Below are 13,845 nucleotides of genomic sequence, written 5' to 3' on the forward strand. Positions count from 1 at the left end.
TGAAATATCCGGGTTAGTCATTGCATCGATGGTATGGCCGCGAGGCGCCAGGCCAATGCCGACGCGGCCAGCTCACCGCTCGCAGCCGAGTCCGGGCAGCACTGGCGGTTGAAGCTGCGCAGCGGCTTACCGGCCCAGTTCATGCTGATGTGGCTGAAGAGCCGGTGCTCGACTGGATTCCATTTGGAGCAGCCGGTCAGGTAATGGCACACCTTCACTGGAATCCGGTACTCATCGCAGAGTTGCTCTTGTAGCTGCGCTTTCCATACCCGGGAGCGACAGCTGTTGGATCCCCCGGCATCAGCCAAGATCAACAACTGGTGCGCGTCAGGGAATCGCTTCGACCCTTCATTCCACCACCAGTTTGTGATGGCCTGCACAGCAAAGCGTGGCGTGTCGAAGCAGTCGCCGACGCAAACATGTCCCTGATTGTCGTTGAGTGTGTAAGGATTTATCCGTAATTAGTTAAAATGGCTCCGAACCGTTCTTGATGCGGTGACGGAGCGCGAGGGTGGGCAAGCGGGTTGAGTCCTGGGACGTGACGGATGATTTCTGGCAGCGAGTGGAGCCGTTGGTTCCCCAGCGCCTACCCTCACCGGACAAGGTCTATCTTCGCAAGCCCGGTGCGGGACGGCCGGCCAAGCCCGCGCGCCAGGTGTTCGAAGGCATCGTCTACGTGCTGCGCACGGGCTGCCAGTGGAAGGCGCTGCCCAAGGAGCGCTTTGGCAGCGCCAGTGCCATCCACAAGCGTTTCCTCGAATGGGAGGAAGCGGGCTTTTTCGAGGCGCTGTGGTGTGCCGGCCTTGCCGAGTACGACGACATGCAGGGCATCGCTTGGCGCTGGCAAAGCATCGACGGGGCCATGATGAAGGCTCCTCTGGCACAAGAAGCTGTCGGTCCAAACCCGACGGATCGGGGGAAAAAATGGGAGCAAGCGTCACCTGTTGGTCGACGGGTGTGGCGTCCCGTTGTCCCTCATCGTGACCGGGGCCAACGTCAATGATGGCAAGCGGCTTGACGAGGTGCTCAGCGCCATCATGGTCAAGCGCAAGGCCCCACCGCTGCGACGCAGCAAGCATCTGTGTGCCGACGCTGGCTACCGCAGCGCCGAGTGCCTGAACATCATCGAGGAGCACGGCTACATCCCTCACGTCGTCGATCGTCGCAAGGAAGCGCACATCAAGCGGCGGGACCCGAAAAAGAGGGCTCGACGGTGGGTAGTGGAGGCTTGTCATGGCTGGTTCAACCGGTTCCGCAAGCTGCTCGTGCGCTACGAGAAGCTCGAACGCAGCTTCGTCGCGCTCAACCATCTGGCCGCGGCCATCATCGCCTTCCGCAAAGTCCCGTTGAAGATAAACATTATTTACGGATAAATCCTAAATGCCATAGGGAATGGCTTGGCCCACGGCGTCTTGAGGGAAGTCGTGGACCAGCACGCTTTCAAGCTCCCGGCACCATGCCTGACCGGCGTTCTTGACGTCACCAATCAATTCCTTTTTTTGTGTCTACGTTGATGACCGGCTCACCAGCAGCCAAGAACGCTTGTTTTTGCTGCTCGATATGGTGGAACTGCTCATCACGCTGTGCCAGTGAAGACCTGGCCTCCTTGCGCCGTGCATTGACCTTGGGCGAGTAGCCCAGCTTGCGCAGCAGCCGCGATACCGTCGTAGGACATGCGTTGTGGCCTGCCTGACGCAGGCCCTGGCTGAGCTGACGCAGCGAACTGCGCTTGGATTTGCGCCCGCCTTGCGGATCCCCGGCTGTCTCAGCCTCCAGGATCTGCTCCAAGGCCTGCTCAAGCTGCGGATTGTGCTCTTCCGTAAAAGGGCGTCCTCCACCTGCATGGCGAACACGCCCCACGGAGCGCTCAATGAGCTGCGTATCGAGTTCACACCGACCGCGATGAATCGTCTTCACACTGATAGTGATGCACGACATCAGCCGCTCTCCGCCATATCCGAGTTGGCGTGCCTTGAGCGCGACGTACCAGCGCCGCTGTTGCTCGTCGAGACGGCTCAGGAACAGATTGATCTGCTCGTGCAGTGCACGTGTCGGGTTGTCGCCCTGCGACAGGCGCTCGGCACATTGGCAGGTATGGAGATACGGGCGCATGGAGCACCTCGTTAAAGGCAAGAGACAACACCCGTACTACTACGCTTTAGGCCAATCCTGAGTCAACAGTAGATGTTGGACGGACCTCATAAGTGCTTGTCAACCAACAAGAAGTCGGCCGGCAGCGCACCAACATTCCGGAAAAGCACAACAACTCCAACTGCTGGACTTCACCAACAGCATCGAGGTGGGCCAGCGAGATGCATTCGCAGCGAGCGTAGATCGGCAGTTCGGCCGCCTCGGCGATCCAGCCCTCGGTGGGGCCGTCTCACGCGCGCGGCCAGCAGCCCGCGGGCACTGCACTTCAGCGGCCCGCCTCCCGGCTGCGCGAGTCCAAGTTGTCCTGCTCTACAGCTTCCACCACAGCACGCAGCCTGACGTCCACCTCGTCAGCCATGGATACAAGCTCCAGCGTGGCGCTGCCACTGGGCTCGCTTTGCAGCCGGTGCTCGATGGCTGAGGCCACCTCAGCGACGCCGTGAGCCCCCAAGGATGCGGCTGCGCCCTTGAGCGAGTGGGCGGCGAGCCGGGCCTCGTGCCACTGCTGCTGGGCCACCATCTGTGCGATCCGCTGCGCATCGCCAGTGTGGTGTTCACAGAAGACGCGCAGCAAGGCGACGTAGCGGTCTTTCCTGCCCAGCAGGTTCGTCACCACCTGGTGTGCATCGAAACCGGGCAGAAGAGCCAGCCGGGCCAGCACGATGTCCTCCTGCGCCGCTCCAGCCGCTTGAAAGGGCGGCAGCCCAGGCACCGATGCATCAGAGCCGCCTTCGCCGCCGGGAAGCCAGCGATGCAGCGCCGCGTACAGCACACTGCGCTCCACCGGCTTGGGTACAAAGTCGTTCATTCCGGCGCGCAGGCACGCCTTGCGGTCCTCGTCGAACGCGTTGGCCGTCATGGCCAAGATCGGCAACGTCGAGAAGCGCGGCTCGCTGCGCAGTTGCCTCGTGGCGTCCAGCCCGTCCACCACAGGCATCTGCATGTCCATCAGCACCAAGTCGTAAGCGCCGCGCCGAACCATCTCCAGCGCGATCTGGCCGTCCGGCGCGACATCGACCTGGACGCCCGCCGCGCGCAGCAGTTCCACCGCCACCTCACGGTTGATCTCGTTGTCATCAGCCAGCAGAACCCTGGCACCGGCGTGGCGCTGGCGCAACCAGGACTCGGCCTGTTCCTGTGGCGGACCCGCTGGTGCGATGGGCCGACCTTTCCCAAGCCATGCCGTGAACCAGAAGGTGCTGCCGCGGCCCGGCTCGCTGTGCGCTCCGGACGTGCCGCCCATAAGTGCGGCAAGCTGCCTCGTGATGGCCAGGCCCAAGCCGGTGCCCCCGAAGCGGCGGTTGGTCGAAGCCTCAGCCTGTTCAAAAGCCCCGAAGAGCCGCGGCAGTACATCGGCGGCGATGCCCACACCGGTGTCTTCGACTGCAAAGCGCACCAGCAACTGTTCGCCCTGCTCCTGCACAACGCCCACCCGCAACGTAACGCTGCCCGTGCTGGTGAACTTCACCGCGTTGCCGGTGTAGTTCAGCAGCGCCTGGCGCACCCGGGTCTCATCGCCGCATAGCCAGGGCGGCGTGGCCTGCGCGTCTACGAAAATGCGCAGCCCCTTGGCTGCCGCTGCACTGCTGAGCATGGAGGTCACGTTGTCCAGCAGCGCCAGCAACGAGAAATCTTGCTCTTCCAGCTCTAGCTTGCCAGCCTCGATCTTGGACAGGTCCAGGATGTCGTTGACCAGAGACAAGAGGTGATGCCCGCCCTCAAAGATGCGTCCTGCGAAGGAGTGTTGAGTCTGCGAGAGCTCTCCCGCCGTGCCGTTCCTGAGCAGTTCGGAGAATCCGATGATGGCGTTCAGCGGTGTCCGCAGCTCGTGCGACATGTTGGCGAGGAACTCCGACTTGAAGCGGCTTTGCTGTTCGAGCCGACGGTTCGACTCGCTCAGCGAAGCATTGGCAGCTTGCAACTGCTGTGCAAGCCGGTCGAGTTCGTCGGAGCGTCGCTGCTCGGTCACGTGAGCATGGGCCAGTCGGGCATACAGCGCGCTGTTCTCCAGCAGCAGGCGCATGAGCACAACGCTTGCTGCCAGCAGGCCATACATGCGCCCCACGTAGAAACCCAGATCAAAGCGTCCCGCATTCAGTACTGCGGCCAAGGCAATATCGAACAGCCAGGCACTGAGCGAGACCGCGAGCCAAAGATCGAGGACGGTGTAGGGGCGCCGCCGCGTGAGCAGCATGACCAACGCAACGAGGCTGGCCAGCCAGACCAAAGCAACCACGACGACCATCGTGGGGGTGTAGTGATTCCCCTGCATGATCGGCGGCAAGAGACGCTGACCGGCCGTGGCCAACAGCGTGCCGGCACCCGCCGCAGCGACCACAGCGACGCACATGGCGGCAGCCGCACGTACGCGACTGCGGCCGCACAAGGACTCGAAGCGACTGCCGCGAAGGAGCACATAGCCGGCCACGAAGAACGGAAAGCCGCTGTGCCAAAACATGTAGATCCAGGCCGTGCTCTGTGGACCTGATCCAAGCAAGCCGGCCGGCGCGAACAATCCGGGAAACGTCAGGGCATGGGCGACGGTGACACAGGCCGTGAACAGGTAGCCACTGGCCAATGCGAGCAGCGCCCATGATCTGGCGATCCAAAACTGGCCGAACAAGAGCACGACCGTGATGACATCGACCAGGACAAGCGCCGACTCGTAGAGGGGGATGAAGGCCCATACCTGTGCCAGCGGCAGACGCGCCCAGGGAACCGCCGCGGCGAACAGCAGCAGCGATACCACAGCGACTGTCTGCACCAATCTGCATTCTTTGCGGCTGGCTGGCGATGTCGCAAGCATCGCGCTCGGCTGCCAGTTGACGGCGTCATTCACATACTCTCCCAAGGCACGTGACTCGATTGTGGGCGCCATGGCGTCGTTGCTGAAGCCTACACCGTGATCCTTGGTGCGGCCGACAAGGGCGGCGTGGCGGCGCGCCAGGCACGGCTTCGGGAACGAGGGCCGTGCACGCTCCGGCCACGTTGTTGGTACCCTATTGCAGTCGTGAATTTTTCACGGTGGGAAGCGCGCCGCCAACTCGCCCGCGTATTGTGTCGTTGGCTGTGCCCGCAAGCGTTCTTCAAATTTCCAGGCGCGCGAGAAGCAGAATAAGCCCGCGAACACAGCACAGCGCTGGTGTCGGGCCACGGTTGGAGTGGTAAGGACAGCTCTGTTGCTGGAGCATCCCTACCCTTCAACACCTCGCGCAACAGGTGAAGGTCGCTTGGCCGCAGCGTGACGCTGCGGTTGCCGGCCGCGGCTGCGTGGCGGCCTACCAGATCAGGAGCACCGGCTCAGCGGCAGTGTTGCTCAAGCAGACGCCGTAGCTGTTCCAACCCGAATGGTTTGACCAGAACGTCGTCCATGCCGGCGTCCAGGCAGCGCTGACGGTCCTCAGGCAGCGCGCTGGCCGTGAGCGCCACGATCGGTGTGCGTGACCAGCCACGTGCGGCTTCCTGCGCGCGGATGTGCTGCGTGGCCGCCAAGCCGTCCATCTCGGGCATATGCATGTCCATCAAGACCAGGTGCGGGCGCGCCGCTTCATACGCCTGCACGGCTTGCGCGCCATCGATGGCTTGGTAGATCTCCATGTCCAGGGTCTGCAGCACCGCACGGGCCAGTTGCATGTTGACCTCATTGTCCTCGGCCACCAGCACACGGCGGCCCGCAAGGCTTGGCACGGGCACGGGTGGCAGTGGGGCCAACAACTCCTGTGCGGGCGCTGCTGGCAAGTTCAACACGAACCAGAACTCCGAGCCTTCGCCTGGTTCGCTTTCCACGCCCAGTTCACCGCCGTGCAGTTGCACCAGGCGGCGCACGATGGCCAGGCCCAGTCCCGTGCCGCCGAAGCGCCGCGTGATGGAGCCGTCTGCCTGCCTGAACGGCTCAAAGACGTGATGGCGCTCGGCCCTGCCCAGGCCAATGCCCGTGTCGCGCACGGCCAATCGCCAGCGCGCACCATCAAGCGCTTTCACGTGCAGGGCCACGCTGCCCGAGAGCGTGAACTTCACGGCATTGGACAGCAGGTTGTTGAGCACCTGGCTCAGCCGCAGCGGATCGCCGACCAGCCAGGCCTGTGTGAGCGCCGGCTCCAGCACCATTTGCAGCGACAGGCCCTTGGCGTGGGCCGGCGGCTCAAAAAGGGTGATGGCGTCCTGCGCCAGTTGCACCAAGTCAAAGGGCACGCGCTCGAGTTCAAGGCGGCCAGCCTCGATGCGCGAGAAGTCCAGCACGTCGTCGATCACGCCCAGCAGCAGCCGGCCCGAGCGCTCGATGACCTGTGCCTGCTTGCGCTGTGCGGGCGGCAGCGTCCCGTCCAGCAGTTGCTGCGCCATACCCAGCATGCCATGCAGCGGCGTGCGGATCTCGTGGCTCATGTTGGCCAGGAAGGCCGTCTTCGCCTGGGTCGCCGACTCGGCGTGCTCGACGCGTGCGGCTAGCGCTTGGTTGAGCAAAGCCAGTCGCTGCTCGGCCTGCTTCAGGGCTGTCACGTCGGTTTCGGCGATGATGAAGCCTTGCACCACACCGTTCACAACATGCGGGACGTAGCTCGCAAGTATGTGCAGTGGAGTGCCATCCGGTTGAAAAGTGTCGTGCTGACAGTCCTGGCGCCGGCCCTGTAGCGCGGCGCGGATGCAAGCTGCCCTTTCTCGGTACGGCACAGCACCGATCACGTCGATGAGCTGCCAGCCGATGACCTGTTCCAACTGCTTCCCAAGCCATGCGATGCAGGCGTCATTGGCAAAGCGGCAGCGCTGGCCGGTATCCCAGTACGTGACCAGGCCCGGGATGCTGTTGGCTACTTGCCGCACGAACGCCTCGGCGCTTTCTCGTTGCGCTATTTGCTCCATCAGCCGGCTGTTGACGTCGTGGAGCTCGCGCGTGCGTTCCTCGATTCGCTGTTCCAGGCTTTCGTTGAGCTGGCGGGTATGGCTCTCCGCGGCGTGCAGCCGCAGCAGTGCGCGCACCGTGGCGACCAATTCGTCGGCGTCTATCGGCTGGATCAGGTAGGCATCCGCCCCGCTCTCAAGCCCGCGCGTACGGTCTGCGGCGCTGGTGAAAACAGCCGAAGTTTGCAGCACCATGGTCGTCGGCCAGCACTCCTTGATAGTCCTGCAGACGTCGATACCGCTGATGTCAGGCAAACGCACATCCAGTACCACCAGTGCGGGCTGCAGTTGCGCCACCTTCTCCAGTGCCTGGGCGCCCGAACCGGCCTCGGTCACGTGAAAACCTGCCTGCTGCAGCGTGCGACTTTTCACGTAGCGGGCGGCCTCGGTGTCATCGACGTTCAGAATTAGCGCCGACGTCGTGGTCATGCGGCACCTGCGCGCGCAGCCTTTGCCGTGCGCGACAGCGACACGCAACGTTGTCCAGGCATCTGGTGCCTGGATCTGGTGAAGTCCATGATCATGAGCGGATTGTGGTCCCTGGGCGCAACAGCGCTGCCGACGCCAACCACGGTGCCCGGGCTGGTAACGGAGTGCCCAGCTATGGCGGCGGCTGCTGGACGCGCAAAAGAAGTGGCGCTTGCTGCGCTGAGGGCTGGACCGAGGTGGATTACCAACACAGCCATCTGAGCTCGCTCCAGAAGCACCGGCTGTCCGCTGTGTGGACTATTGACGCTCAAGGGCGAAAGACGACTTCCAAGCATCCGGGCAGGTCCGGAGACTTACCCGCTTCAGGGCCGCTCGGTACCGGGCACATCCGCCGCCTCGGCCACGGCGCGGAGCCGCAGGTCCAGCTCATCTACCAGACCGGCCAGCTCCAAGGCCACAACACCGCTGGGCTCGCCCGCCAGGCGGCTCTCGACGGCCGCGGCCAGCTCGGCAATGCCGTGGGCACCCAGCGTTGCCGCGGCGCCCTTGAGCGAGTGCGCCGCCAAGCGTGCCTTGCGCGGTTCGTCGCTGCCGACCAGCTGCGCGATGCGATGCGCGTCGCCGCTGTGGTGCTCGCAAAACATCCGCAGCACGGCCAAGTACCGGTCCTTCATTCCCAGCAAGTTGGCGACGGCTTGGTGGACGTTGAAGCCTGGCAACCGCTCCAGCCGCGCCAGCACCAGGTCCTCCCGGGCGGCACCCGGGTCCGGCGCAGGCAGGGGAGCGGGGACCTGGGCCGCCCTGTCGGCGCTGCCGGGCAGCCAGCGGCCCAGCGTGGCGTACAGCTCTCCAGGCGCCACGGGCTTGGACACGAAGTCGTTCATCCCGGCGGCCAGGCAGGCCGCGCGGTCCTCGTCAAACGCGTTCGCCGTCATCGCCAGGATCGGCAACTGCGCGTACCTCGGGTTGCCATGCAGCATCAGGGTGGCGCTGAGCCCGTCCACCACGGGCATCTGCACGTCCATCAGCACCAGGTCGAAGCCACCGGCGCTCACCTTCTCCACGGCGACCTGTCCATCCTCCGCGACCTCGACCTCCAGCCCCGCCGCCCGCATGAGCTCCACGGCCACCTCGCGGTTGATCTCGTTGTCGTCGGCCAGCAGCACGCGGGCGCCCGCGTGGCGCTGGCGCAGCCAGGATTCGGCCTGCGTGCGCTGCATCACGGCCTGCTCCAGCGGCTGGTCCTTGAACAGAACAGCCACGCGGCGCTCCTCAGGCCGGCCGATGCGAAAGATATGTGCACTCGAAGTGCCGCTGCAGCACCTCGACCACGGCTTCGACGTGCATGGCTTCACCGGTACGGGCCACGTGCCCATAGGCCTCGAACCAATAGGCCTCGTGCTCCGGCACGAGCTCGCGAATGTGCCGCCCGGCGGCGTCTTGCAGGCTGGTCTGCTGCTCGAAGGCCGGGTTCACGACGTCGAATCGGTAGTCCACGGGACGGCCGTCATCGTCGAAGAAAACTTTGATGGTGCAGAAGCCTTCGGTCATGCGTTCGAACAGCATGCGGTAGCGCTCCTCGCTCGCCCGTAGCGCCTGCTCGGCATGCATCCGCTCGGTCACGATTGGTGGCGATCGTGCGCCAGGAAGGCCACGACCTCGTGCCGGACGGTTCCCGCGGTCGTGCGCCGCACCGCCTTAAAGGCCATGGGCGCTGTCCGGCACTGTCGAGCACCTTGAGCTTGAGCTCGCTCACCGAGCCCTGTATCGCCAGCAGTGGCGTCCAGTGTGTCTGGTGGAAGATGCGCCTGCCGATGCTCAGTAGGTCTTGCAGCCTGGCAGCGAAAGGGCACCCTCGCATGCTGCCTGCTGCTTTTGCCTCGAGCCATCCATCCACCCTACTCATGCGATCCGCCTTCACGCTCTCGGTCACCGGCATGCCGCCCCTATTCAATGCCGCCGTGGGCGTGTCCCTGGCGGCGATGGCCACCGTGCTGGGACCCGGCTGGCTGGGCGAGTGGATGCCCGCTACACGGATCGTCCCGACCTGGCCGCAGACCGTGCCGGCAACGGCGCTGGCGCTGTTGTGCGTGGGCCTGTCCCTGCATGCCTCGGCACACGGCAGGCGCCGTGCGGCCACAGCCGCTGTCGCGCTGGCCATAAGCGTGGTGCTAGCCGCGTCCGTCCTGCGCTTTGGCGGCTGGGCAGCCACGGTGGATTGGCTCAAGCTACCCGCCCCCGCAACGCTGATCGCGGTAGGGCTGCTGGCCGGCGCAGCAGCCGTGCTGGCGTACGGCAAGCGGCACCATCGCCTGGTGGCCGCGCTGGGCTTGCCGGTGCTGGCCGTGGCCTCGGTGCGGCTGCTCAAGCTGGGACTGTCGGGGCCGGTCGAGATGACGCCGACCATCTTCGACACCATGTCCGTGCTGACGGCTTCCGTGTTGTGGCTGCTGGGGGTGGCGACACTGCTGCACCCGAGCCTGCCCTTTGCACGCATGATGGCCGGGCGCGACCTCATGAGTCGCAGCCTGCGTGTGGGGCTGCCTTGTGTCGTGCTCGGACCGGTGCTGCAGGCGTTCGTGGTGTCCGGTGGTGCGGCGCTGGGCCTGTCGCTGCAGACCCGGCTGGCGCTGGCGGCCGTGGTGCTGGCCCTGGTGTTGGGCGCCTTGCTCTACGCAGGGCTGCACACGCTGCAGCAGCAAACGAGCGAGCAGGAACGCCTGTCTGGTGAACTGCGCCAGGAGCGCGACCGCCTGAAGGTGGTCATCTGCGAACTGGAGCTTGCACGCGACCGGGCCAATGCTGCAACGAATGCCAAGAACGCCTTCCTGGCCCACATGAGCCACGAGGTGCGCACGCCGCTCAACGCCGTCATCGGGCTGTCTGAGCTGTTACAGCAGCGCTCGTTGCCCAAGGACGTGGAGCGGTTCGTCGGTCATATCCACGACGCCGGCGAGCAGTTGCTGGGCCTCACCAGCGACGTGCTCGACCTCTCGCGCATCGAGGCCGGCCAAATGGAACTGGAGTCAGTGGCGTTCGAGCCGCAGGTGCTGCTCGATACCGTGCTGGCCATGGTGTCACCACAGGCGCAAGCCAAAGCCCTGCACCTTGTGGCCGACATCGACCCCGAGCTGCCTGCCAGCCTCGTGGGCGACCCGTTGCGGCTGCGTCAGGTGCTGCTGAACCTGCTGTCCAACGCCGTGAAGTTCACGGCTCGCGGCAGCGTTACGCTGCGTGCGAGGCTGCTCGGCCACAACGGCGAGTGGGCGCTGCTGTGCATGCAAGTCATAGACACCGGCATTGGCATCGCCTCGGACAAGTTCGACCGGATCTTTGAGCCCTTCGTGCAGGCCGATGGCTCCATCACGCGGCGCTACGGCGGCTCGGGGCTGGGCTTGTGTTGAGGTCCACGGTTATTGCGAATAGGTCCAAGGTTTCTGCGAATGTGGCCACCCTATGTTGAGCGGGCAACGGCCTATGAAGTGGGCGACCGCCATCTGTCTGTACTGGTCTTGAACACAGTGGCATGCGCGAGCTCGGCATTTCGCAGGCGCTTCTCTTGGCGCCCGACAGCGTGAACGACATCGTCGAAGTTCCTGCAGTGCCGAAGTTTCCCCGCCGGTATTGACCCCAAGGACCTGTCGTGCCGCTGGCAATAGGCTGCGCCAGGAGCCAGCCAGCTGCGCTTCCAGACTGGCGCTGTGACGTCGAGTTCGTTTAGGAACAGGCAGCGAGGGCAATACAAAGCCTGCGTGCGAGCGAGTGGCCACTCGGCACCGGACTGCATTGCCTCCACGTCACGCAGGGTCAGGCGCGCCAGCGTCGCAAGACGCTGAAGGATTCGGACCGGCTGCCGGCGCAAAAAAGGATCCATCCAAGGCTGCTGCCCTGGAAGTCGATATCCAGGGCGTGGGCGTCGCACAGCTGCACGACCCCCATGCAGTAGCGCGCCGCTACCCGGCCAAGCCAGGTGCCGAGCGGCTCGTCCGCGAACGGGCGCGGCGCTACAGGCCAGGGGCGGTCATGTTGTGGCACGACCTACAGTCTCGAGGTGGGCCAGCGAGATGCACTCGGAGCGGTCGTGGATCGCCAGTTCGGCCGCCTCGGTGAGTATCCTCGCTACTTCGCCCAGCAGTCCGGCGCTCGCGGCAAGCAGGAACTGGGCAATGGGCTTTTGCGACAGGTCGGAAGGTCTGCGCAAGGGAAGCACGCTCTCGAAGGCCCGCAGCAGCCGGCGGAAGTCATCGCTCTCGCGCCAGCGCGGGATCTCCAGCGGCGTGAAGCGGCTGCGCATCTGCGCGTCGGATTCCAGTGCGAGCGGCGCATCGGCGGTGCCCACCACCACGAGGCTGAGCCGCAAGTCGTTGGCCAGGTACTTCAGCAGGTTCAGCGCTGCGCGCTGCTCGCGGTAGCCGCCAGCCAAGAGGTGATGCACCTCGTCCACGATCAGCATGCGCGGGGCAATGCGGCGCAGCAGGTCACGCGCCAGGCGCTCCAGCACCGACAGCGACGCCGCGGCGCTGTGCGGTGCGCCCAGCTCGAACAGCAGCGCGGTGTAGAAGCGGTGCTGGTCGGGCGTGGCCGGCATCTGCATAGCCACCACTTGGCGCTGCTCCACGCCGCGTAGCTCGTCGAACACGGGCGGGTGCTCGCGCAGGAACTTGGCGGTGATGAGCGTCTTGCCGATGTTGGAATCCCCGTGCAGCACCATGCAGGGCATGCGCTGGCGTTCAGGCAGGACCAGCAGGCGCTCGAGCTGCTGCAGCGCCTGGGCCGCGCGCGGGTAGTCGATCCAGCGGTCGCGGTGCAGGTGGCGGATGCGCGCCTCGTCGTCGAGCGCGGCCTCGGCCCGTGCGGCGGGATGCAGGTGACCCAGGGCTTGCGTCTCCACGTTCACCAGATCTCCACCGGGAACGGCTCGACGTCGAGGCTGTAGTCCACGGGTTCTGCGGGCGGCTGCGCCGCTGGTGGCGTCCAGACGTCGGCCGGCCGCCGAACCTCGGCCGTAGCCGGCGCCTTGCGCCGCGCCGTGCGGGTCTGGGTGCGGGCGCGCTCGACGATGCGGCGCTGCTCCTCGATGGCCTTGAACACGAGGGTCTCGTACAGCTCGCGGTGGCCCTGCTGGCGCAGCCGCCGGCACGCCTGGCGCTGCTCCCACAGCGAGATGCGCGGGCGGCGCAGATCGGCGTACCGGGCCTCGACGTAGGTCTTGCCGTTGACGGTGACGAACACCCGCGACAGGTCCTCGGGGTGATAGCGCACCAGGACCTTGTGCCGGCTCTCGCGCCAGGCGGCGAAGATCGGGTGCCAGTAGCGCACGTAGAACAGGGTCAGCCCGTCGCCCTGGATGGTGCGCAACTCCAGCGGCAGGAACTGCACCAGAAAGCGCAGCGCTGCCTCCGGCTCAAAGAGAAGATAGCGCGGCGGTGCGCGGTTGCACATGTCCGCCCACACGCCGGCGGGCGTGGCGCCCGCGAGGCCTCGGTGCTCGCTGTGGTGATAGCGTTGCGCGACCTCCAGCACGAGCCAGCGCTCGAACTGTGCCAGCGTCATTGCCGCGCCCTTCTCCGGCTGGCGTTCCTTGCGGCCCTTGGACGAATTGCCCGTGGCGCCAGGCAGGCCCTTGAGCCGCTCCATGAGCGTGCGGTTGAGCCGCTCGACGTGGCCGCCGAAGTGTGGCCGGCCCACCGGGCGGTACGTCAGCTCGATGCCGTACTGGGCACAGCCCGTGCACAGTGCGCGGCTCTTGAACTCGGCAGCGTTGTCCAGGTGCAGACACTTCGGGATGCCGTTCATCGGCCAGTCGGCCTCAACCCCCAGCGACTGCAGCCACGCCGTCTTGGGCAGCACCACGCGCGTGAGCAGCAGCGCGACGATGGCAGCGTTAGGTCGTTCCAGCGCCACGTAAAGGCCCACGACGCAGCGGGTGGCCACGTCGATGGCCAGCGAGATCCATGGACGGCCGATGGGCTGGCGCAACAGCTCGTCCACGACGATGAGATCGGCCTGGGTATGGTCGATCTGCACCAGCTCCAGCAGCGCGTCGGCTACGAGGTGCCCCGGCGGGATCTGCGCGCCTGGAGCGTTGACACGTCGCAGGGCTTGCATTTCTCGATGTCGCGCCCAGCGCCGGGCTACCGTATTGCGCGATGGCGGTGGAATCCCGGCTGCCGCGCAGCGGCGCTGGATCTCCATCGTGATGTCGAGCAGCGGGTGCGCCAGGAAGCGCTGCCGTGGCAGCCACCGGGACAGCACGGCATCGATGACTTCCTCAGCGCGGCTGTCGATGTGCGTCCCACCGGGGGGGCGTCGGTACGCATTCGCACCAATCGTGGACGCGCCAGCCGCAGTTGCAAAAACCCTGAACCG

General features: G+C 65.4%; 9 protein-coding genes and 1 pseudogene. 2 read left to right on the plus strand and 8 right to left on the minus strand.

Features of this window, described 5'->3' with window-relative positions; translation table 11 throughout:
* Positions 1-17 precede the first annotated feature (17 nt).
* Positions 18-455, minus strand: coding sequence for an ISAzo13-like element transposase-related protein (locus tag ALA01S_RS35420; protein WP_084267284.1), 438 nt, complete (start codon positions 453-455; stop codon positions 18-20).
* Between the two features lie 56 nt (positions 456-511).
* On the opposite strand from ALA01S_RS35420, the gene ALA01S_RS31510 reads away from it, so the two are divergent.
* A protein-coding gene (locus tag ALA01S_RS31510) for an IS5 family transposase (RefSeq protein ID WP_157118800.1) occupies positions 512-1,373 on the plus strand; the annotation gives its coding sequence in 2 pieces (ribosomal slippage) (positions 512-921 and positions 920-1,373; 864 coding nt in all).
* Between the two features lie 3 nt (positions 1,374-1,376).
* On the opposite strand, the pseudogene ALA01S_RS31520 reads toward ALA01S_RS31510, so the two are convergent.
* The 5 genes and pseudogenes from ALA01S_RS31520 to ALA01S_RS07040 all read right to left on the minus strand — a co-directional run bounded on the left by ALA01S_RS31520 (position 1,377) and on the right by ALA01S_RS07040 (position 9,042).
* Positions 1,377-2,112 (minus strand): annotated as a pseudogene (locus tag ALA01S_RS31520) (ISAzo13-like element transposase-related protein).
* 304 nt (positions 2,113-2,416) lie between these two features.
* Entirely contained in the window at positions 2,417-4,990 is a 2,574-nt protein-coding gene (locus tag ALA01S_RS07025) for an MASE4 domain-containing protein (RefSeq protein ID WP_218011436.1), read from the minus strand.
* 461 nt (positions 4,991-5,451) lie between these two features.
* Positions 5,452-7,476, minus strand: coding sequence for a response regulator (locus ALA01S_RS07030; RefSeq protein ID WP_066333962.1), 2,025 nt, complete (start codon positions 7,474-7,476; stop codon positions 5,452-5,454).
* Between the two features lie 362 nt (positions 7,477-7,838).
* Complete coding sequence (locus ALA01S_RS07035) at positions 7,839-8,738, minus strand: response regulator (protein ID WP_066333965.1); 900 nt, start codon at positions 8,736-8,738, stop codon at positions 7,839-7,841.
* Positions 8,739-8,748: 10 nt separating this feature from the next.
* Positions 8,749-9,042, minus strand: coding sequence for a hypothetical protein (locus ALA01S_RS07040; protein WP_238455718.1), 294 nt, complete (start codon positions 9,040-9,042; stop codon positions 8,749-8,751).
* A gap of 338 nt (positions 9,043-9,380) precedes the next feature.
* On the opposite strand from ALA01S_RS07040, the gene ALA01S_RS07045 reads away from it, so the two are divergent.
* A complete protein-coding gene (locus ALA01S_RS07045; RefSeq protein ID WP_066333969.1) occupies positions 9,381-10,880 on the plus strand; it encodes a histidine kinase dimerization/phospho-acceptor domain-containing protein in 1,500 nt (499 codons plus the stop codon).
* 617 nt (positions 10,881-11,497) lie between these two features.
* Here ALA01S_RS07045 and ALA01S_RS07050 read toward each other — a convergent pair.
* Both ALA01S_RS07050 and ALA01S_RS07055 read right to left on the minus strand, forming a co-directional pair.
* On the minus strand, positions 11,498-12,367 hold the full coding sequence (locus tag ALA01S_RS07050) for a TniB family NTP-binding protein (protein ID WP_066334127.1): 870 nt from the start codon (positions 12,365-12,367) through the stop codon (positions 11,498-11,500).
* Between the two features lie 2 nt (positions 12,368-12,369).
* Complete coding sequence (locus tag ALA01S_RS07055) at positions 12,370-13,584, minus strand: TnsB C-terminal domain-containing protein (protein ID WP_066333972.1); 1,215 nt, start codon at positions 13,582-13,584, stop codon at positions 12,370-12,372.
* Between the last annotated feature and the right edge of the window lie 261 nt (positions 13,585-13,845).

The sequence above is a fragment of the Azohydromonas lata NBRC 102462 genome, assembly GCF_001571085.1.
GTDB classification, from domain to species: Bacteria; Pseudomonadota; Gammaproteobacteria; order Burkholderiales; family Burkholderiaceae_C; genus Azohydromonas; species Azohydromonas lata.

What these genes read in the sequence shown, in the direction of transcription:
- ALA01S_RS07030 (WP_066333962.1), bottom strand. Translation starts at nt 7,476, where the DNA reads ATGACCACGACGTCGGCGCTAATTCTGAACGTCGATGACACCGAGGCC.
- ALA01S_RS07040 (WP_238455718.1), bottom strand. Translation starts at nt 9,042, where the DNA reads ATGCTGTTCGAACGCATGACCGAAGGCTTCTGCACCATCAAAGTTTTC.
- ALA01S_RS07045 (WP_066333969.1), top strand. Translation starts at nt 9,381, where the DNA reads ATGCGATCCGCCTTCACGCTCTCGGTCACCGGCATGCCGCCCCTATTC.
- ALA01S_RS07055 (WP_066333972.1), bottom strand. Translation starts at nt 13,584, where the DNA reads ATGCAAGCCCTGCGACGTGTCAACGCTCCAGGCGCGCAGATCCCGCCG.